Annotated in this window: 15 protein-coding genes; 4 read left to right on the top strand and 11 right to left on the bottom strand. The window is 63.0% G+C overall.

Annotated features, from left to right (window positions below; genetic code table 11):
* Window positions 1-59 precede the first annotated feature (59 nt).
* Entirely contained in the window at window positions 60-1103 is a 1044-nt protein-coding gene (purM, locus tag QQK16_RS03345) for a phosphoribosylformylglycinamidine cyclo-ligase (protein ID WP_284195005.1), read from the bottom strand.
* Window positions 1104-1348: 245 nt separating this feature from the next.
* Between purM and QQK16_RS03340 the strand changes: the two genes are divergently transcribed.
* Complete coding sequence (locus QQK16_RS03340; RefSeq protein WP_284195004.1) at window positions 1349-2419, top strand: AI-2E family transporter; 1071 nt, start codon at window positions 1349-1351, stop codon at window positions 2417-2419.
* The gene (gene hda / locus QQK16_RS03335) at window positions 2416-3135 is read left to right on the top strand and encodes a DnaA regulatory inactivator Hda (RefSeq protein WP_284195003.1); all 720 of its coding nucleotides are present in this window, start codon (window positions 2416-2418) and stop codon (window positions 3133-3135) included. The genes QQK16_RS03340 and hda overlap by 4 nt, the downstream gene beginning before the upstream one ends.
* A 27-nt stretch (window positions 3136-3162) precedes the next feature.
* Here hda and QQK16_RS03330 read toward each other — a convergent pair whose 3' ends face one another.
* The 6 genes from QQK16_RS03330 to yedA form a co-directional block, all read right to left on the bottom strand.
* Window positions 3163-4797 carry a hypothetical protein gene (locus QQK16_RS03330; protein ID WP_284195002.1) on the bottom strand — a complete coding sequence of 545 codons (1635 nt, stop codon included), beginning with the start codon at window positions 4795-4797 and terminating at the stop codon, window positions 3163-3165.
* A gap of 2 nt (window positions 4798-4799) precedes the next feature.
* Complete coding sequence (locus QQK16_RS03325) at window positions 4800-5231, bottom strand: HIT family protein (RefSeq protein ID WP_284195001.1); 432 nt, start codon at window positions 5229-5231, stop codon at window positions 4800-4802.
* A gap of 324 nt (window positions 5232-5555) precedes the next feature.
* On the bottom strand, window positions 5556-9389 hold the full coding sequence (locus QQK16_RS03320; RefSeq protein ID WP_284195000.1) for a DUF3683 domain-containing protein: 3834 nt from the start codon (window positions 9387-9389) through the stop codon (window positions 5556-5558).
* A 153-nt stretch (window positions 9390-9542) separates the two neighbouring features.
* Complete coding sequence (locus QQK16_RS03315) at window positions 9543-10049, bottom strand: hypothetical protein (RefSeq protein WP_284194999.1); 507 nt, start codon at window positions 10047-10049, stop codon at window positions 9543-9545.
* Between the two features lie 107 nt (window positions 10050-10156).
* Window positions 10157-11671 carry a threonine ammonia-lyase, biosynthetic gene (ilvA, locus tag QQK16_RS03310; RefSeq protein WP_284194998.1) on the bottom strand — a complete coding sequence of 505 codons (1515 nt, stop codon included), beginning with the start codon at window positions 11669-11671 and terminating at the stop codon, window positions 10157-10159.
* Between the two features lie 96 nt (window positions 11672-11767).
* Entirely contained in the window at window positions 11768-12712 is a 945-nt protein-coding gene (gene yedA, locus QQK16_RS03305) for a drug/metabolite exporter YedA (RefSeq protein ID WP_284194997.1), read from the bottom strand.
* A gap of 46 nt (window positions 12713-12758) precedes the next feature.
* Here yedA and QQK16_RS03300 point away from each other — a divergent pair, with 46 nt between their 5' ends.
* Both QQK16_RS03300 and QQK16_RS03295 read left to right on the top strand, forming a co-directional pair.
* A complete protein-coding gene (locus QQK16_RS03300) occupies window positions 12759-14342 on the top strand; it encodes a two-component system sensor histidine kinase NtrB (RefSeq protein WP_284194996.1) in 1584 nt (527 codons plus the stop codon).
* Entirely contained in the window at window positions 14339-15694 is a 1356-nt protein-coding gene (locus QQK16_RS03295) for a sigma-54-dependent transcriptional regulator (protein WP_284194995.1), read from the top strand. Before QQK16_RS03300 ends, QQK16_RS03295 begins: the two co-directional genes overlap by 4 nt.
* A 98-nt stretch (window positions 15695-15792) precedes the next feature.
* Here the strand turns inward: QQK16_RS03295 and QQK16_RS03290 are convergent, their stop codons facing one another.
* The 4 genes from QQK16_RS03290 to QQK16_RS03275 form a co-directional block, all read right to left on the bottom strand.
* Complete coding sequence (locus tag QQK16_RS03290) at window positions 15793-17064, bottom strand: Hsp70 family protein (RefSeq protein WP_284194994.1); 1272 nt, start codon at window positions 17062-17064, stop codon at window positions 15793-15795.
* Between the two features lie 124 nt (window positions 17065-17188).
* Window positions 17189-17836 carry a carbonate dehydratase gene (gene can / locus QQK16_RS03285; RefSeq protein ID WP_284194993.1) on the bottom strand — a complete coding sequence of 216 codons (648 nt, stop codon included), beginning with the start codon at window positions 17834-17836 and terminating at the stop codon, window positions 17189-17191.
* Between the two features lie 195 nt (window positions 17837-18031).
* Window positions 18032-18409 carry a DUF2237 family protein gene (locus tag QQK16_RS03280; RefSeq protein WP_284194992.1) on the bottom strand — a complete coding sequence of 126 codons (378 nt, stop codon included), beginning with the start codon at window positions 18407-18409 and terminating at the stop codon, window positions 18032-18034.
* Between the two features lie 687 nt (window positions 18410-19096).
* Window positions 19097-21160: a TerD family protein gene (locus QQK16_RS03275; protein ID WP_284194991.1), complete on the bottom strand. Its 2064-nt coding sequence runs from the start codon at window positions 21158-21160 to the stop codon at window positions 19097-19099.
* Window positions 21161-21183: the final 23 nt, after the last annotated feature.

The following is a 21183-nucleotide window of genomic DNA, read 5'->3' as shown; positions in this document are numbered from 1 at the left end:
CGGATCAGTCCCGGGCCGGTGCCGGCAGTGCCGGCTTGGCCCGGATGGACCGATGGGACTCAGGCAACCTGGGTCTGGTGCTCGTCACCGTTGCGGGCACGGATGGTGCCCAGGCGGTAGACGGTCTCGCCTTCGGCGGCCAGCAGCTTGCTGGCGGCTTCGGCGTCTGCCGCCGAAACGATCACCACCATGCCGATACCGCAGTTGAAGGTTCGATACATTTCCTGCGTTTCGACATTGCCCTGGGCTTGCAGCCATTGGAACAGCTTGGGCAACTGCCAGGACTTGGCGTCGATCTGGGCCACGGTGTGGTCGGGCAGCACGCGCGGCACGTTCTCGGTGATGCCGCCGCCGGTGATATGGGCCATGCCCTTCACGGTGAGGCTTTCCATTAGCTTGAGGATGGGTTTCACATAGAGACGGGTGGGGGCCATCACCACATCGGCCAGCGAGCGTCCGCCGTCGAAGGAGGCGTTGTAGTCGGCTTCGGTCAGATGCAGGATCTTGCGGATCAGCGAATAGCCATTGGAGTGGGCGCCATTGGAGGCCAGGCCCAGCACCACATCACCGGGGGCGATATGCTCGCCTGTGATGATCTTGCTCTTTTCCACCACGCCGACGGCAAAGCCGGCCAGATCGTACTCGCCCAGGGGGTACATGCCTGGCATTTCGGCGGTTTCGCCGCCGATCAGGGCACAGCCCGATTGTTCGCAGCCGCTGGCTATGCCCTTGATGACTTCGGTGGCGCTGGTGACATCCAGCTTGCCGCAGGCGAAGTAATCGAGGAAGAACAGGGGCTCGGCGCCTTGCACCAGGATGTCGTTGACGCTCATGGCCACCAGGTCTATGCCTACGGTGTCGTGGCGGTTCAGTTCGAATGCCAGCTTGAGCTTGGTGCCCACGCCATCGGTGCCCGATACCAGCACCGGTTCCTTGAACTTCTTGCTGATCTCGACCAGGCCGCCGAAGCCACCGATGCCGGACAGGACTTCCGGCCGCATGGTGCGCTTGGCGAAGGGCTTGATGTTCTCGACCAGCTGGTCACCCGCATCGATATCGACGCCGGCATCGCGATAGGAAAGGCTTTGTGGGGCTTGGCTCATGGTAGGCTCGGTGAACGTTGGAATCTGGGCCGCCCCTGCCATTCGCGCCCTGGCCCTCCATCGGGTTGGAGGCGGGCTGCGCACACTGGCGGGGTTGCGGGTCTGTGTTGTGGCCATCAGGCCGCGAAAACCGGCGCGTTGGCGACGGCGGTGCGGTTACAATGCAGCACTGGCGGCAACAAGCCATGCCAGATTTATAGGCCTTATCACTGTAAGCACCGGAATTCGCGCGCATTTTACCCGAAATGAAACGTCGCCGCCCGCTCAAACCTACCTGGACCCGCTACTGGCCGCTTGGCCTGGGGCTGGCCATACTGATCGTCCTCTACCTGCTGGCACCGGTACTGGCGCCCTTTGTCACGGCTGCTGTGCTGGCCTATATCCTGGAACCCCTGGTGGGCAGGCTGGCTGCGCGGGGCTGGGACCGCAGCGTGGCGGTGGGCGTGGTGCTGGCGGGCCTTCTGCTGATGCTGGTGGCGCTGGTGTTGATCGTGGTGCCGCTGTTTGTGCAGCAACTGAGCGCGCTATATGGCTATGTGCCGGAGCTGCTGGCCTGGCTGCGTGACCGGGTGGCGCCGTTGATGTCGCAGCGACTGGGTCTGGAGCTGTCGCTGGATACCGAATCCATCAAGACCTGGCTGACTGCCCATGGGGCCGAAGCTGGGCAGGCCTTCAAGGCGGTGCTGCCCTCGCTGACATCGGGTGGTTTGGCTGTGGTGGGGCTGCTGGCCAATCTGGTGCTGCTGCCGGTGGTGCTGTTCTATTTCATGCGCGACTGGCATGTGCTGATAGGCCATGTCAGGGCCTTGATACCGGTACGCCTGCAGGCGACCGTCACTGGCCTGGTGGCGGAGGTGGATGATGTGCTGGGGGAATTCCTGCGTGGCCAGATCTCGGTCATGCTGCTGATGGCGGTGTTCTATAGCCTGGGCCTGTGGCTCTGTGGTGTGAAGTCGGCCCTGCCCATCGGCATCATCGCCGGCATCCTGGTGTTCATCCCTTACCTGGGGGTGATAGTCGGCGTGCTGCTGGCCACCTTGGCTGCTGGCCTGCAGTTCCAGTCGCTGGGCGGCTTGCTGCCGGTGTGGGGGGTGTTCCTGATGGGCCAGTTGCTGGAAGGCTTTGTGATTACCCCCAAGCTGGTGGGCGAGCGTATCGGCCTGCATCCTGTGGCCGTGATCTTTGCCTTGATGGCCTTTGGCCAGCTGTTCGGCTTTGTCGGCGTGTTACTGGCGCTGCCGCTGGCGGCGGCCCTGCTGGTGGGCCTGCGCCATGTTCGGCAGCAATATCTGGATAGCCCCCTGTACCTGCGATGAAGCAGCTGCCGCTGGATCTACAGCTACCTGAGCCCTTTGGCTTCGATGATTTCCTTATCGGCCCCAATATGGAGGCCTTTATGGCCTTGCAGAACCTGGCTGATGGCCAGGGGGGCGAGGGGTGCGTGTATCTGTGGGGTGCCCACGGCACCGGCAAGAGCCATCTGCTGCGTGCTACCGTCCAGCGGGCCATGGCCCATGGCCTGTTTGCCTATTATTGGGACGCTGCCCGGCAACCGCTGGCCGAGGCGGCCCATGGCTACGAATTGCTGGCGGTGGACCATGTGGATGGCCTGGGCGAGGAGGAGCAGATCGTATTGTTTGGACTGATCAACGCCCAGCGCGAGGCGGGACGGGTGATACTGACGGCCGGCCTGCAGCCGCCGGCCCGCCAGTTGCTGCGCGAGGACCTGACAACCCGCCTGGGCTGGGGCTTGGTGTTCGAGATAGGCGAGCCTGACGATGAGGACAAGGCCGCGCTGCTGCGCCATCGGGCCCGTGCCCGTGGTTGCGAGGTCGATGAGGCGGTTTGCCGCTGGCTGGTGCTGCATCGCAGCCGCGACCTGGGCGAGCTGACCCGCCTGCTCGATAGCCTGGACCGGGCGGCCTTGGCCCGTGGCCGCCCCTTGACCTTGCCCCTGGTGCGAGAGGTGCTGCGCGATGCTGATGAGGCACCGCAGGACCAGGGGTCTTGGAATGGCACCCTGCCCTGGTAGTGGCGCCGGCCTGGTGGCGGATGTGGGCTAGCCTATCTCGCCCTGGAAGGCGACACGCTCGAAATCCTGACCTCGCTCTATCAACTGGTCCAGCCTGACCTTCTTGATCTGACCTTCGATATGTACTTCGATGATGCGGCCGGCCTTGAACCAGGTGGGCGGCAGCAATAGGCTGGGCAGTGCCTGCAGGGTAGGCATGCCCGGTAGCAGCAGGGCCTGGGTGAAGCGATTGGAGAAGGTATTGAGGCCGGTGGCGCGCACGGCCACGGCTTGCGGCATGCCGGGCAGGGCGCGCACGCCCATGGCGATCTCGCCGTTGCTGCCTTCCAGCAGCCAGCGCACGGTACCGACCATGTATCCCTGGCCTGGGCGGGGGCGCACGGCAACCAGTTGGCCATGCATCAGTCGGCCACCGGGCTCGTTGCGCTCTAGCTTGAAGCCCAGCGCGCTCTCATTGTGTACCCGCCAGGCCTCCATCTCGGGTTCCGGCTCGGCATCGCGATTGACCTTGGCAGCGCTCAGGTGATGGGCCTGGCCGCCGAACAGCTGGAAGTCGGCGATGGCGCGGCCACGGACTTCCATGGGTTCGGCCGGCTGGCCAAAACGCTCGCCGCCGACGGCGAAGTGGGTGGCCACCAGTCCCAGGCCGACCTGGGCCTCGGGTGCATCATCCCTGGCAGGGCGACGGGGCATGCCGCGTTCTATCGGCAGGTCGCACCATTCCTGGTAGAGCCCGATCAGGTGGTTTTCCACCGTGGTGGCGGCGTATTCTTCGCCCAGGCCCAGCTGGGCAGGCGATTCGCCGGCACGCAGGTATTTGATGCGCTTCTTGATGCTCTTGCCTATGGGGTCGATATCAAGGAAGCGCCAGCCTTCGCCGCTGGGCGGCGGGTCGTGCCGCTTGAGCTCTCCCGGCGCCGCCAGATTGAAGGCCAATACCCCTTTGTCCTGGTCTGCGGGGGGGGCGCTCGCCATGGCGGCCTGATTGGACCAGCGATCCAGCAAGCGATCTGTCCAGATGATCTGCCGCACCGGCATGGAGCTGGGATTGGCGGCCGCCAGCAGCAGGGCTTGCAGGAAGGCCGCATGACAGGACGAAAGCTCGGTCTGCTTGTTGAGGCTGTCCTTGACGATCTTGGTGGCGACATCGGCATCGGTTGCGATCTGGTAGAGCGCGTACAGATCATCCCAGCGCGCTTGCGGCACAACCCGGTAGGCCAGGTGGTGCTCGCGTATGGCCAGGGCGGCATAGCGCAGGGCGCGCTGGCCGGCCAGGGCCTTGTGATCGGCCACCATCACGTCGCCCTTGATGGCCGCTTGCCAGCAATGCCGGTAGCCGGTGCTCATGGCTAGCCAGAGCTGGTTGTTGGCCAGCCAGATGCCGTCTTCGGTCAGGGCCAGGGGGAAGGGCTTGCCGAAGTAGCGCTTGGCGTTTTCCTCCTGCAGCATGGCGACCGGCTCGCGCAGCATCTCCAGCATCTTCAGCCGCTCTATCGGCAGCACGGGGCTGACGTTGAGGCGGGCCAGTGTGTCCAGCACCTCGCCGTGGGCCTGCCGCACATTGATCATGGGCACCAGTTTTAGCCAGTCCCGGAAGCCGCGTGCGTCGGCAAACTCCATGGGCAGGGAGGCATCGAAGGGCGGTAGATCGAGTGCGTGCATGTTTATTCCTTGAACGACTCTAGCATCAGCAGCCTGGACGCCAGCGCGGCCTTGAGGCGGGTGGTGTCGATGGCCTTGTCATGGCCCTCACGCATGGGTTGCGCCCATATGGGGGCCGGGAAGTGCCTGTCATCCAGCCAGCGGGGGATGACATGCCAATGCACATGGGGCACGACATTGCCCAGGCTGGCCAGGTTGATTTTGTCCGGCGACAGTTCGCTGCGCAGGACTTCTTCAACGGCCCAGACGGCATTCATGATTGCGACTCGGTCTTCGCTGGCAAGTTCGGTCATCTCGGCCAGGTGCTGGTTGAGTATGACACGGCAAAAACCAGGGTAGCCGGGTTCATCCACCAGTACCACGCGATACAGGGCTGATTGCCAGAGCAATTCGCCGCCGGGGGTGGCGCACAGCGGGCAGGGGGATGCGGTCATGATGGCTGCCTAATATCAAAAAATGCCAATTCTATTACGTTGGCATTGTGCGGCCGTAAGCCAACGAACTCAAGTGTGCTGGCTACCGTTTGGCTGTTCTGGTAATACGGCCAGCGGCTTGTGCTGCTGACGGATATGACGTAGGTCGGTGGCCGGTACGCAGGCCCTGATGGTGCCGGGGCCTGCGCGGCAGCTGCGGTGGCAGGTGCTGGGCGGCGTGCGGCCAGGCCCAATTCAGCAGTCATCAGCATAGCCGGCGTTGGACTGAATGCAATGCGATGAGGGCCGCATGGGCGGCCCTCATACAGCTCACAGTCCCGCTGCTTACAGCAATACCCGCTCGATACCGCCGTTGCGGGCGGTTTCCACATAGGTCGGCATCCAGTTCTCGCCCAGCACGTGCTTGGCCATCTCCACCACGATGTAGTCCGCCTCGGTGCCCGCGTCGTCGTTGTAGCGGGACAGGCCTTGCAGGCAGCTGGGGCAGGAGGTCAGTATCTTGACCTTGTCCTCGCTACCAGCCCGCGCCTTGTCGGCGCCCTTGCGCATTTCTTCTTCCTTGCGGAAGCGCACCTGGGTGGCGATATGCGGGGTGGAGGCGCCAAAGGTGCCCGACTCGCCGCAGCAGCGCTCGTTCAATGCCACGTCGGTGCCCATCAGTTCATTGGCCAGCTTGATCGGGCTCATTGTCTTGATGGGTGTGTGGCAGGGGTCGTGGTACATGTAGCGGGTACCAGTCAGGCCGCTCAGCTTGATGCCCTTCTCCAGCAGGTACTCGTGGATATCCAGCAGGCGGCAGCCGGGGAAAATCTGCTCGAACTGGTATTTCTGCAGCTGGTCCATGCAGGTGCCGCAGCTGACGATCACGGTCTTGATGTCGAGATAGTTGAGGGTATTGGCCAGGCGGTGGAACAGCACCCGGTTCTCGGTGGTGATCTGCTCACCCTTGTCGGCAAAGCCTGAGGAGGTCTGCGGATAGCCGCAGCACAGGTAGCCGGGTGGCAGCACCGTGGTGGTGCCCACATGCCAGAGCATGGCCTGGGTGGCGAGGCCGACTTGGGAGAACAGCCTTTCCGAGCCGCAGCCGGGGAAGTAGAACACCGCTTCGCTGTCTTCGGCGGCCAGCTTGGGGTTACGTATCACCGGCACGATATCGCTGTCTTCCACATCCAGCAGGGCGCGGGCGGTTTTCTTGGGCAGGTTGCCCGGCATCTTCTTGTTGATGAAGTGGATGATCTGGGTCTTGACCGAAGGCTTGCCTACGCTGGCTGGCGGCGCGGCTGTCTGTGCCTTGGCGGCCACCTTGAGCACATCATGGCCCAGGCGCTGCAGCTTGAAGCCCATGCCCATCATGCCGGTGCGCAGGGTCTTGATGGTGGTGGGGTCCTTGGCCGTGAGGAAGGCCATGGCCGCCGCCGTGCCGGGGTTGAACTTGCGGTTGCCGGTCTTGCGCAGGAAGTTGCGCATGGCGATGGTGACATCGCCGAAGTCGATCTTGACCGGGCAGGGGTTGACGCATTTGTGGCAGACCGTGCAATGGTCGGCCACGTCGCCCAGTTCCTCGAAGTGCTTGAAGCTGACGCCACGACGGGTCTGTTCTTCGTACAGGAAGGCTTCGGTCAGCAGGCCTACGCCCAGTATCTTGTTTCGGGGCGAATAAAGCAGGTTGGCACGCGGCACGTGGGTGGCGCAGACCGGCTTGCATTTGCCGCAGCGCAGGCAGTCCTTGACCATGTCGGAGATATGGCCGAGGTCGGATTGCTCCAGTATCAACGACTCCGCGCCCAGCAGGCCGAACGAGGGCGTATAGGCGTTGCGCAGGTCGGCGCCGGCCAGCAGCTTGCCCTTGTTGAAGCGACCGTGCGGGTCTATCCGCTGCTTGTAGGCGCGGAAGGGGCCAATCTCCTCTTCGGTCAGGAACTCCAGCTTGGTGATGCCTATGCCGTGTTCGCCCGAGATCACGCCGTTGAGCTGACGGGCCAGCACCATGATGCGGGCCACGGCCTTGTGGGCGGTCTGCAGCATGTCGTAGTCGTCGGAGTTCACCGGCAGGTTGGTGTGCACATTGCCGTCGCCGGCGTGCATGTGCAGGGCCACGAAGACGCGGCCGTGCAGGGTCTTCTTGTGGATGGCGCGGATGGCTTCGCGGATGGGTGCATCGGCTTCGCCCGAGAACAGGGCATCCAGGTCGGCCAGCAGTTCGCGCTTCCAGGAGATGCGCAAGGCAAAGTCGCGCAGGGCGTGGAACACTGACTGCGGCGGCTCGATATCGCTGGCCGGCTCCAGCGGGGCGTCGGGATAGTTGCTGGTGTATTGCTCGTAAGCGTCGTCCAGGTGTTGCAGCAGCCAGTTCCAGCGGCCATGGACGGTCCGTATCAGGTTCAGTGCTGCTTCGCGCCGGTCGGCTATCAGCTCCTCATGGCTGACGGCTGTGTCGCCGGCATCCACGATGAGTTTGCCATGGCTGAAGAAATCATCGAGCCGTGACAACAGCTGCAGCTTGTTCTGGGTGCTGAGCTCGATATTGATGCGCTCGATGCCGTCGGAGTAGTCGCCCAGGCGCGGCAACGGGATGACCACGTCTTCATTGATCTTGAAGGCGTTGGTATGGCGGGCGATGGCGGCCGTGCGGCTGCGATCCAGCCAGAACTTCTTGCGTGCTTCGGCAGTAACCGCCACAAACCCTTCGCCGTGGCGGGCATTGGCCAGCCGTACGACATGGCTGGAGGCTTCGCCTACAGCGTTTTCGTCGTCCGAGACGATGTCGGCCAGCAGCACCATCTTGGGCCGGCCTCGGCTCTTGGCCTTGGTGGCATAGCCCACGGCGCGCACATAGCGCCAGTCCAGATGCTCCAGGCCGGCCAGGATGGCCTTGGGATGGGCATCCAGGTAGTCCTTGATCTCGACGATGGCCGGCGTGGCCTGTGCCACGGTACCGAAGAACTCCAGGCAGACGGTGCGGCTGTGCGCCGGCATCTTGTGCAGGATGAAGCGGGCCGAGGTGATGATGCCGTCGGTGCCTTCCTTCTGCACGCCGGGCAGGCCGGCCAGGAATTTGTCGGTGACGTCCTTGCCCAGGCCCACCTTGCGGAACTGCGGGCCGGGCACGTCGAGCAGGGTCTCGCTGATCAGGGTCTTGCCATCGGGCTGCAGCCGGCGCACTTTGAAGCGGACCATCTCGGCGTCATGGATCTTGCCGCGGTTATGGTTGATGCGCTCCACCAGCAGCCAGTTGCCGTCGGGGTCCACCATTTTCCAGGAGGCCAGGTTGTCGAGTGCCGTGCCCCATAGTACGGCCTTCTTGCCGCCGGCATTCATGGCCACGTTGCCGCCTATGCAGCTGGCTTCGGCCGAGGTGGGATCGACGGCAAACACCAGGCCCTCGGCTTCGGCGGCTTCCATCACCCGCTTGGTGACGACGCCGGCGCCGCAGTTGATGGTGGCGACTTTGCCTTCGACGCCGGGCAGGTCGAGGTATTCCACGCCGTTGTGGCGGTCGAGCTTCTCGGTGTTGATCACGGCCGACATAGGCGTCAGTGGTACGGCGCCGCCGGTGTAGCCGGTGCCACCCCCGCGCGGGATGATGGTGAGGCCCAGCTCTATGCAGGCCTTGACCAGGCCGGCCATTTCGTCCTCGTGGTCGGGGTTGAGCACCACGAAGGGGTACTCCACCCGCCAGTCGGTGGCGTCGGTCACATGGCTGACACGGGCCAGGCCATCGAAGCAGATATTGTCCTTGCGGGTCAGGCCGGCCATGCGCTTCATCACCTTGCGGCGCAGTTCGGCCGTGGCGGGGAAGGAGGCCTCGAACGCCTGTACGGCTGTCTGCGCGCGGGTCAGCAGATCGCCTACGCCTGGGTTGTCGCCGCGCCGTGCCTCGATCTCGCGCAGGCGGTGGCGCATGGCATCGGTCAGGGCGGTCAGGCGCTTGGGATTGTCGAGCAGGTCGTCCTGCAGGTAGGGGTTGCGCTGCACCACCCAGATATCGCCCAGTACCTCGAACAGCATGCGGGCAGAGCGGCCTGTGCGGCGCTCGCTGCGCAGGATGTCGAGCACGGACCAGGCATCTTCACCCAGTAGCCTGATCACGATTTCGCGATCCGAGAACGAGGTGTAGTTGTAGGGGATTTCGCGCAAGCGGGGGGCGTCGGCGACCATCGGGAGGCTAACCATTTCGGCGGGGATCGGGAGGATCGATTCTAGCTGAAATGTTGCATTGCATCGAACGCTTAAGCGACCCGCTATTGCCTGGCTGGGACAGGAAAACCGCAGTAAAAACAGGGTTTTGCAACAGTGACGTTTACGTCAACGTCAGTCGCACACCTGTTTGGGCAGTGTCTTGCACATCGGGCTGGGATCGCCCGGTGGGCAGATGCCGGTGATCTTGTTGTGTTTGAGCAGGCGCTGCAGCTGCTTGAAGCCCTTGCCCTGCAGGTAGAAGCCAAAGCCATCGTTGAGCGACCAGCGTATGCCGCCACCGGTTGCATCGCCGCCCTGCCGGTTGAGGCAGACTTCGCTGTTGCTGGCAGCGGCCAGCGCTCGTATCTCCAGCGACCGTACCAGTTGCTCGTTGGCCAGGTTGGGGTCGCTGCTGTTGATGTCCTGCAGCGGCCTGCCCTGTGCCATGGGCTCGACATAGGTCCGGAAGATGGGCGACACCACATAGGCGGGTGTACGTTCATACGCGGCGGGTGGCTCCAGGTTCAGGGGGAGCACGGCAATGCTGCCGGCCCGCAGGTTGTCGGCGGGGCCGGCATGTGCCGTGCCATAGCCCAGCAGGGCAAAAAGGCAGCAGCACGGTAGGCGCAGGTACGTCATGGTAGCAATCGGTAACTGTGGTTGCGGCACTATAGGACGCGGGTACTTGCTTGCCAAGCAAGCAAGGCTCCCCTCATCCGGTTTGGACGCGCGTCTGTCGCCGAGGTTCAGGCCAGGAACAGCCGATAGGCCGGGTTGTTGCGCTCGTCGCTGTAGTCGTAGCCCAGTTCGGCCAGGAAGGACTGCAGGGCGGCCTCATCCTCGGGCGGTACCTGCATGCCTACCAGTACCCGGCCGTAGTCGGCACCATGATTGCGGTAGTGGAACAGGCTGATGTTCCAGCCCCGGCCCATATGGGTGAGGAAGTTGAGCAGGGCGCCGGGTCGCTCGGGGAACTCGAAGCGATAGACCAGCTCGTGGCTGATCTGCGGCGCGCGGCCGCCAACCAGGTGGCGGATATGCAGCTTGGCCATCTCGTTGTCGGTGAGGTCCAGTGCCTTGAGCCCGGCAGCATTGAGCTTGGCCACCAGTTCGGCGGCTTCCTGGCGGGTGTTGATCTTGACGCCGACAAAGATGTGGGCCTCGGCAGGGTCGGCCGCACGGTAGTTGAATTCGGTGATGGCACGGTTGCCCAGGAGTTCGCAAAAGTGCCGGAAGCTGCCTGGTTGCTCGGGTATGGTCACGGCCAGGATGGCTTCGCGCGCCTCGCCGATTTCAGCCCGTTCGCTGACGTGGCGCAGGCGGTCGAAGTTCATGTTGGCGCCACTGGCGATGGCGATCAGGGTTTCGCCCTGCACGCCTTCGCGCTCTGCCCAGGCCTTGAGCCCCGCCAGCGCCAGCGCCCCGGAGGGCTCCAGGATGGAACGGGTATCTTCGAAGACATCCTTGATGGCCGCGCACATGGCATCGGTATCTACCAGGATGATTTCGTCGAGCACCTCGCGGCAGAGGCGGAAGGTCTCTTCGCCCACCTGCTTGACGGCCACACCATCGGCAAACAGCCCCACATGCTCCAGGGTAATGCGCTCGCCCGCCGCAATCGAGCGGCGCATGGCATCGCTGTCTATTGGTTCGACACCGATGAGGCGTATCTCAGGCCGCAGGCGCTTGACATAGGCACCCAGGCCGGCCGCCAGGCCGCCACCACCTATGGGCACGAAGATCGCGCGGATGGGATCGGGGTGCTGGCGCAGGATCTCCATGCCCACCGTACCCTGGCCGGCAATCACATCCGGATCGTCGAAGGGCGAGACATAGGTGGCGCCCGTCTGGGCGACCAGTTCCATGGCATGGGCGTAGGCGTCGCTGTAGGAATCGCCATGCAGCACCACCTTGGCTCCGCGCCGGGTGACGCCGTTGATCTTGATCGAGGGGGTGGTCGCCGGCATCACGATGGTGACCTTGCAACCCAGCTTTTGGGCCGACATGGCGACGCCTTGGGCGTGGTTGCCGGCCGAGGCGGTGATCACGCCGCAGGCCAGGGCTGCGGGGCTCAGCTTGGACATCTTGTTGTAGGCACCGCGCAGCTTGTAGGTAAAGACAGGCTGCATGTCCTCGCGCTTGATCAGCACCCGGTTTCCCAGGCGCTCGGCCAGGTTGGGCATGGGGTCCAGCGGGGTTTCGATGGCCACGTCGTAGACGCGGGCGGTCAGTATGCGTTCTAGGTAGTCCTGGGCGGGCATGGCGGCGTGGGTGTCGGGTGCAGGGAACCTGGAAAGCTAACAGGATTCGGCCGGCCGGGCGAGTTGCCGCAGACGTCAATGCACGCTTGCCGCCGGTTATTTGCGTGCCGTTGCCCAGCCTATCAGGCCCACCCCTGCCAGGATGATGACCATGCCCAGCAGCAGCGAGGGGCTGACCTGCTCGTCAGCAAACAGCCAGCCCAGCGACAGGGCCACCAGGGGATTAACATAGCTGGAGCTGGTGGCCAGCGCAGGCCTGGCGTGCCGCAGCAGCCAGACAAAGGCCGAGTAGGCAATGATGGAGCCGAACACCACCAGATAGGCTAGTGCGGCGACCGCTTCCAGCCTGGGGGAGGCGGGAAAGCGCTCGCCGGCGATCAGGGCCACCGGCAGCGAGATCAGGCCGCCTGCCAGCATCTGCATGGCGGCCGACATCGGCCCTGCCGGTAGATCCAGCCTGGGCATCAGTACCGAGGCCACCGCCCAGGCGAGGCAGGCGGCACCCATCAGGGCTACGCCTTTGGGATCGCCGGCCAGACTGGCATCGTTGTGCATGACCACCATGCCGACCAGGCCCAGCGCGATACCGCACCATTCCAGGCCACGTATGCGGCTACCCAGCAGCTGGCTTAGTCCTACCGTCAGCAAGGGGGTACCGGCCACGATCAGAGCGGTGGCGCCCGAGGGCAGGGTCAGCTCGGCCACGCAGGTGAGGCCGTTGCCCAGGGTCAGCATCAGCAGGCCGATCAGGCTGGTATTGCCCAACTGGCGTAGCGTGGGCCAGGGTGTGCCGCGCCACTTGAGCCAGGCCAGCAGCAGGCCGCCGGCAAACAGATAGCGGGTGCCAGATAGAACATAGGGCGGAAAACTCAGCAGTGCATACTTGATGGCCAGGTAGGTGGAACCCCACACAAGCCAGGTGGCGGCAAGGCAGAACGGCAGGAGCAGGCGGGAGGTGGATGGCATAGGTGGGGGCAGGTAGGCGGCTGGCGAACCGGTGCCAGGCAAGGCAGCGGTCGGCACGGCGGCATAGCTTATCATCTGCCGGACTGGTGCTTTTGGCGCAAGACCTTTATAAACTTCCGCCATGCTACAGACACGCACCCTGATTTCGAGCGACCTCTGGCGTTCCGCCAGGATATTCAACTGGTTCCGCGCCCTGATTGCCGTTGCCCTGGCTTTTGTCAGCTGGCGCCTGAGTGATGCCTTCTTCCCGACCCTGGGCGACAGGGTGTCGCTGGTCTGGTTGTCGCTGGTTTATTTGCTGCTGGCCGTGGTATTCGGCATCTGCCTGCAACGGCGCTGGCCCAACTTCCGCCTGTTGCTGACACTGCAGGTGGCCTGCGACATCGGCTTTATCGTAGCGGTCATGGATATCGTCGGTGGTTTACGGACCGGCATGGGTCTGATGCTGCTGCCCTATCTGGCCGGTGCGGGGCTGATCAGCCGTGGCCGCACCACCTTGTTCCATGCGGCGCTTGCCAGTATTGCCCTGCTGCTGCAGCAGGCCTTGCAGTATGTCGCCACCGAGGGGGGCACCGCTGATTTCTTCCAGGCGGCCATGCTCAGCATTGCCTGTTTTGCCACGGCCTGGCTGGCGCACCGGCTGGCCAGCTATGCCACCGAGTCGGAGCGGCTGGCGGCTCGGCGCGGCAGTGAGCTGGCCAATATGGCGCAGATCAACCGCCTGATCTTGCAGGATGTGTCGGACGGCGTGCTGGTGCTGGACGAGGCCGGCGTGATACGGCAGTTCAACCAGCAGGCTGAGCGGCTGCTGGGGCCGGGCATGGTGGCTGGAAAGACCCGGCTGAGCGAATTCAACCCATTGCTGACTGGTGCGTTGGCCAGCTGGCAGGCCGGCCACAGCTTGCTACCGGTGGACCTGGAGATTACCCGCCAGGTGGTGCGGCCCCGCTTCATGCCCATCAAGGTGGGCAATGCCGAGGGCGGCACGGTGGTGTTTCTGGAAGACATAGAGCGGCTGCGGCGCGAGGCGCAGCAGATGAAACTGGCTGCGTTGGGCCGCCTGACGGCGAACATTGCCCATGAGATACGCAATCCCTTGTCGGCCATAGGCCATGCTGCCCAATTGATGGCGGAGGAGGCCCAGGACCCGGCCAGTTTGAGGCTGACCCGCATCATGGTGGAAAACAGCCGGCGGCTGGATGGCATCGTGCGCGCCGTGCTGGACCTGAACCGGCGCGACCGGGCCGAGCCGGTGGATATACGCCTGCATGAATGGTTGACTGCCTTTGTAGAGGAGTTCCGCGAGGTGGAAGGCATTGCTGCCGAGCTGACCCTGCACTGCCCCAAGGGGGCTGTGGCCCGCTTTGATGAGGGGCAGTTGCACCAGGTGCTGTGGAATCTGTGCCGCAATGGCTGGCGCTACAGTACACGGATGGATGGCGCCCTGGGTTTGCGGGTGGCGCGGCTGGCGGATGCCTGGGTACTGGATGTGCATGACGACGGCCCTGGTGTACCGGCAGCCGATGTGAGCAAGCTGTTCGAGCCTTTCTTTACCACCGATGCCAAAGGGACGGGCTTGGGCCTTTATATTGCCCGCGAGATTTGCGCTGGCAATGCCAGCGTGCTCGAATATGTGTCTTCACCACCGGGCGACAAGCTCGGTGGTGCCTGTTTCCGTATCACTTTTCCGGCCCGCCCTGCATGAGCAAACGTACAAGCAAAGTCCCCTGCATCCTGGTTGTTGATGACGAACCGGATCTGCGCGAGCTGGTCGAATTGACCCTGCTGAAGATGGGTCTGGACGTCAAGATGGCCAGCGGCGTGGAAGAAGCCAAGTCCGTGCTGGACGCCGGCGGCGTAGACCTGTGCCTGACCGATATGCGCATGGGTGATGGTTCTGGCCTGGATGTGGTGAGGCATATCCAGACGCAGGGTTTCGATGTGCCTATCGCGGTGATTACTGCCTATGGCAGCCTAGACAACGCGGTGGAGGCGCTCAAGGCTGGTGCCTTTGACTACCTAGCCAAGCCGGTATCGCTGGACCAGCTGCGCACCCTGGTACGCTCGGCCCTGGTGCTGGACACCCCGGCCGCCAAGGTGGTTGAGCCGGGCGATAGAACCTTCATAGGCGAATCGCCGGCCCTGCAGCAGGCGTTGCAGCTGATAGACAGGCTGGCGCGCAACCAGGCGCCGGTTTACCTGACCGGCGAATCGGGCAGCGGCAAGGAGCGGGCGGCACGGCTGATCCATGCCCAATCCAGTCGGGCGTCCCAGCCCTTTGTGGCGGTGAACTGCGGCGCCATCCCCGAGAATCTGATGGAGAGCGAGTTCTTTGGCACCCGCAAGGGGGCATTCACCGGTGCCGACGCCGAGCGTGATGGTTTTTTCCAGGCGGCCAATGGCGGCACCCTGTTCCTTGATGAAGTGGCGGATCTGCCGCTGGCCATGCAGGTCAAACTGCTGCGGGCCATACAGGAAAAGAGCGTGCGCAAGCTGGGCGATACCAAGGAAATCCCCACCGATGTGCGCATCATCTGCGCCACCCACCAGAACCTGGCCAAGTGTGTGGAAGAGGGGCGCTTCCGGCAGGACTTGTATTACCGCCTGAACGTGATCGAGCTGAAGATGCCAGCGCTGCGCGAGATGCGCGAGGATATACCGGTGATCGCCAAGGGGGTGCTGGCGCGGTTGGCGGTACGCAATGGCATGGATGAGCCCAAGCTGGCGCCTGATGCGCTGCAGGCGCTCAGTGCCTATGACTTCCCCGGCAATGTGCGCGAGCTGGAGAACGTGCTGGAGCGTGCGCTGGCGCTATGCGATGGCCGCCAGATACGGGTGGCAGACCTGCAGCTGAGCCTGCGCGACGGTGACGAGGCGCTGCCGGCTGCCGCCATAGGCGACAAGTATCCGCTGCAGGACTACCTGGACCGGACCGAGCGTGAAGCCATACTGGAAGCGCTGGACAAGACCCGTTTCAACCGAACCCAGGCGGCCAAGATACTGGGCGTGACCTTTCGGTCGCTCCGCTATCGGATGGAGCGCCTGGGTATCAACTAGGCGTAGCTTAGCCTCGCAGGTTGGCCGGTGCCTCCCAAGCAAAAGCCCGCTCTCTGCAGCGGGCTTTTGCTTGGGTGATCAGCCAGATGCGCAGTGCTTCAGTCGGCAGGGCCGTAGCGTCGCATGGCTTCCACGGCCAGGCCGGCGCCTATGCTGCCGAACAGGTCGCCTTCGACGGCACGTGCGGCGGGCAACAGGGCGGCGATGCGGCGGCGCAGCAGCGGTATGCCGCTGGAGCCGCCGGTGAAGAACACCGTGTCTATGCCCTCGGCCTGCACCCCGGCATCGCGCAGCAGGTTGGCTACGGTCCGCTCCACATCGTCCACCAGGCTGCTGGTGGCCTGCTCGAAGGTGGGGCGATCGATATCGTGGGTCAGGCCGGTTTGCAGCCTGTCCAGCAGCAGGGTGGTGCTGGGCTGGTCGGATAGCGCGATCTTGGCTTCCTCCACCCGCAGGGCCAGCCAGTGGCCGGCCCGCTGTTCGATCAGGCTCAGCAGGCGATCCAGCTTGTCCTTCTCCATGGCATCGCGGTAGACCTCCTGCAGCTCCATCCAGATCTTGCGGGTGTAGGTGAAGTTGATGGTGTGCCAGGTGGCCAGGTTGAAGTAGTAGCTGGACGGCACCTCGGCGTTGTTGCGCAGGCGTGTGCGGTAGCCCAGCAGCGGCATCAGGCCAGCCAGGCTGAGGTATTTGTCGAAGTCGGTGCCACCTATGTGCACGCCGCCGTTGGCCAGCAGATCGTCGCGCCTGTCCAACTGCTGGGTGCGCTGGGGCGACAGGCGGACCAGCGAGAAGTCCGAGGTGCCGCCGCCGATATCGGCAATCAGCACCAACTCCTCGCGGGTGATGGTTTGTTCGTAGTGGAAGGCGGCGGCAATGGGCTCGAACTGGAAGCTGACTTCCTTGAAGCCCACGGCGCGAGCGGTTTCCTCCAGGGTACGCTGGGCCTGCTGGTCGGCGGTGGGGTTGTCGTCCACGAAATGCACGGGCCGGCCGAACACGGCCGTATCGAACTCGCGGTCGGCCGACTGCTCGGCCCGCAGCTTGAGTTCGCCGATGAAGCGCGACAGCAGCTCGCGGAAGGGCAGGGCGCGGCCCAGCACTTCGGTCTGGCCGTCGATCAGGCTGGAGCCCAACAGGCTCTTGAGCGAGCGCATCAGGCGGCCTTCGTAGCCGTCCAGGTATTCGGCCAAGCCTTGGCGGCCAAAGGCCACTGATTCTTCCTCGGCATTGAAGAACACCACCGAGGGCAGGGTCAGCTTGCCGTCTTCCAGCGCCAGCAGCGCCGATTGGCCCGGCCGAAGCCAGCCCGCGGTGGAATTGGAGGTGCCGAAGTCGATGCCGCAGGCACGGGCAGGGGAGGAATACATCGGAACGCACCTTTTTCAAGAGGGGCGCGGATGCTACGCAAGTCGCTGGAATGTGTCCAGTTTTCTTTTCTGTATCAGCGGCTTAAGCCCGCCCGGGCGAGTGCCTGGGCGGGTTGCCGGGTGATCAGGGCAGGTCACGCTTGAAGAAATCGCGGTAGCGGTCCATCAGTTCCTCGGGGTGGCCTACGGTAATCTGCATATCGTGCAGCAGTCCGTCAGACAGCCTATACACCCAGCCGTGCACAGTGACCTGCTGGCCGCGTGCCCAGGCATCCTGCACCACCGTGGTCTGTGAGGCGTTTACCACCTGCTCGATCACATTGAGCTCGCACAACTTGTCCAGGTGCATCTCGGGCGGAAACTTCTCCAGCCAGCGGCCATGTACCCGGCGCAGGTCATGGATATGTCGCAGCCAGTTATCGGCCAGGCCCACGCGACGGTCTTCCAGCGCTGCACGCACCCCGCCGCAGCCATAGTGGCCGCACACGATCAGGTGCTTGACCTGCAGCATATCGACGGCGAACTGCACCGCAGACAGGCAGTTGAGGTCGGAGTGGACGATCAGGTTGGCCACATTGCGGTGGACGAAGACTTCGCCCGGCAGCAGGCCTATCAGCTCGTTGGCCGGCACGCGGCTGTCGGCGCAGCCTATCCACATGTATTCCGGCGTCTGCTGCTTGGCCAGTTGCTCGAAGAAATCGGGTACCTCGGCCTTGACCTTGTCCGCCCAGCGGCGATTGTTGGCAAACAGGTTGTCGAGATCATTGCTCATGCGTTGAAAGCTCCTCGGTTTGCGGTGAATAGGGTTTGTTCGTATGGCAGGGCGCTTAAGAGCGGCTCACAAAAACCGGCGTAGCGGTACTGGCTAGGCGTGCGAGAGCTGGCGCGCGCAGCTGGTGCGCGCAGCAGACAGTACGCGGGTACGGCAAGCTCGCTCAACAACGCCAGAAGGGTTTTGTCAGCGGCTCTAAATGGGCGGTAGCTCCAGCGCGTAGTCCACCAGGGTTTCCAGCGACACCAGCTCCAGAACGTCCTCGTGGGTGGCGGCCAGCACGATGGGGGCGGCTGCGCCTTCCACCAGGGCCTCTACCCAGCGGGCGGCGCAGACGCACCAGCGATCGCCAGGCTTGAGGCCAGGGAACTCGAACTCGGGCCGGGGTGTGCTGAGGTCGTTGCCACGGGCCATGGAAAAAGCCAGGAACTCGCGGGTAAGCTGCACGCAAACGGTATGGCGGCCCACGTCCTCGGGGCTGGTATTGCAGCAGCCATCACGGAAAAAACCGGTCAGCGGCTTGAGGCTGCATGGCTCCAGCGGTAGGCCGAGCACATTGAGCGCGTTTTTCATGGGCATCCTGCGGGCTGAGATGGCTGCGATTATGGTGGGAGCGGGGAAAAAGACAAAGTGCCATCGTGGCGCGGGCGGCTAGCGGTGATTGTGCCGGCCTTGGCGTAGTAATCTGCCGCCTTGGGGTGGGTGGCCGTGCCCGCCTGATATCTAACACATTGCTCTGGCATCGCCATGTCCCTTCTGGAACCCCTCACTTTGTCCGGCATCAATCAATTGGTGGATGCCAAAACCTTTGCCCGTGGGCTTGACTACTACCATGCCGAAGCGGTGGGGCTTGCTCTAGAGCGATGCGGAATTTGTCAGTGCCGTGTTGCAGGGTACATGTCCTTACCAGGTGTCCTTGCGGATATCGGCGGGCAAGCTGGGGTGGTACTGCTAAGTTGAGCATAGCTTGCCGGGGATACTGCAGAGCGGGGATGTCAGCATGAACCTCACAGTAGGCAGTGCAAGAAACAAGGCCCTAGTGATGTTGTTCATCCTGCAAAGACTGCAAAGAATAGAGCGACTTGGCAGAAGGGCGCTAAGAGCGGCTAACAGAAACCTTCTGGTGTTCTTGTGCGAGCTTGCCGTACCCACGTACTGTGATCGTTCGCTCTCCTAGCCAGAACCGCTACGCTGGGTTTTGTTAGCTGCTCTAAGCTGAGCCTCACAACCATTCGTCCTCGGAACACGTTCGAGGCGGACTCAAAGGTAATCTGCGCGAATCCGATCGATATCCATCGGGGTCGTGCCTTCGTGCTCTGAATACACGTGATCGGCGTTTGCCGCATCCACGACCAGTGTCCCCCGGGCGCGGGCGTGCAATGAGAAAAGGGTGTGCAAGTCTGGCTTGATACCGTAGACCATTGCGCGAAGCATGAGAGAGATGCCGGACAGGTTGTTGATCGTGTTGTTCCAGCCGATACCATGGGTCAACCCAATATCAGCCCAGATGATTCGTCTCGTGGTCAGGTCCACGATAAAGGGGATGCATTGCGCCGTATTGGACGCTAGATCGATCCGATCTTCGACAGTTCGAGGCTCGAATACCTCTCCAGACTGCAAGTCCTCACGCGCCATCCATCCCGCGAAGCATTCCGGTAGGTCGCAGTACGGCTGCATGGTGTAGCTGTTGATGGCGGTGACGATGAATCGTACGCCTGCTTTCTCAAGGTGTGCGAGATCCAGGTCGATGAATTCGGCTGCACCTGTTGGTGCATCGACGATATCACCGCTATGGTAGGCACCCCACTGCCGCAAGTTGAAGTAGGCCAGGGAAGAGAGATAGCGGAATTCGCCGTCGTAGAGTACTGCGGACAGGTCGATGTCAGTTCGGCTACGTCCGTTCTGCCACCATAGGAACAAGCGCATGAATCGGGCTGGCGGTAAGGATAATTGGCTACCGCGCACCAGTGTGCGAAGCGATTTGGCGGCGGCGCGCTGCGCCATGGGTACCAGATGGCGTTTCAGCGCAGGGTCGACATAGCATCTGCCCAATGCGGGAAGCTGCGAGAAGCGTGCAATCAAAGCGGATTCACATAACGCTACAACGCATGCTGCCGTGGCAGTGGCGATGGCAGGCCGCGTATCCTTCCTTGCAAATATCTTGGCGATTTCGCCCTTGGGCAAGAAGAAGCGTAAGGACATCGGAAGATGGCGATGCTGGAAATGGCACAGTACCTGCAGCAGAACCGGCGTGGACACACACGCTACAACGCGCTCGAACGCCGCAATGATGCTGTCAGGTGTCGTTTCATTCCGGAGTAGGTGATCAAGTCGTCGAGCGAATTCCCCGGGGCGGCTTACTAGGTGGTTGCTCGCGGCATGCGTCTGGCCTTTGGCCAAGTACCGTTCGATTTCGCTATTGAAAGTCGCGTATGGTAAGCCGTCGCGCAGTATCTTGAATCCGGTGTAGGCCTTCGGATAGCGTTCTGCATATTCGCCTGGGTGCAAGACTTCACCCAAGCGCTTCCAACGTTCGGCCCAGCGAAGCATGTCTTCTGCAACTTGATCGATGCCATCCAAGCATGCCAGGACGAAGCGGCGTTCATGCCGTGCGAAGCGTTTGAAACGGCAAGCAGTGGCAAGTGAAACATCGCCGCCGCAAAGCGCGACAGCAAATCGTAGAACGTCGGTAGCAGTGCGCAGATGCTTCTGCAGGAATCGATCCGTCGCTTCACATGGCGCATGTCGATACAGCGATGCGCCAACGTATGCCAGATTTTCCTTGAACGGCAAGACGGCGGGCAGCAGGGCGTGGATACCGTCGCTGTACCGGCGTACAAACCAGTCGAGGTCCTCTCGATCCTGTAGGGAGAGCGATGTCTTGGCGCCCGCAAGCTGCGTGAACAGCTTTTCGAATTCGTCGGATGTGCCAAGGTGAATGACTCGTGGTTGCTTGCCATGCAGTAACGGTGGGCGCTCATCGGGCTGGCGGGCCGTACGCCAATGCGTAGCGTAGTGCAGCACGGCATTCAGATATAGCTCGGCCTCGCTTGCCTGGATAACCTGATTGGGGAAGTTGGGGTAGAGCGGCTGGTGGCGCCGATGGGCGCCGAGGTGGCGTGCGACGACGGGTTGTATTTTACTCAGCAATGCCGCCAGTTCAGCCGGGGATTGCTCGTACAGGCAGTCGATGAGTTCGGGCGCAAAGACATACCCAAATATCTCGATTTCCTTCTGCACCGTAGCGACGTGCGCAGGCGATGCGCCGCCCGATCCTGGCGTGACGAGCAATTTGCTGCGTCGACGAAAATAGATGTCGTGCACGGCGAACCCTCTGAAAGTAGCAA

Origin of the sequence: Chitinimonas prasina (genome assembly GCF_030160395.1) — a bacterium.
GTDB lineage: Bacteria > Pseudomonadota > Gammaproteobacteria > Burkholderiales > Chitinimonadaceae > Chitinimonas > Chitinimonas prasina.
This window is presented reverse-complemented; position numbering and strand designations above follow the sequence as displayed.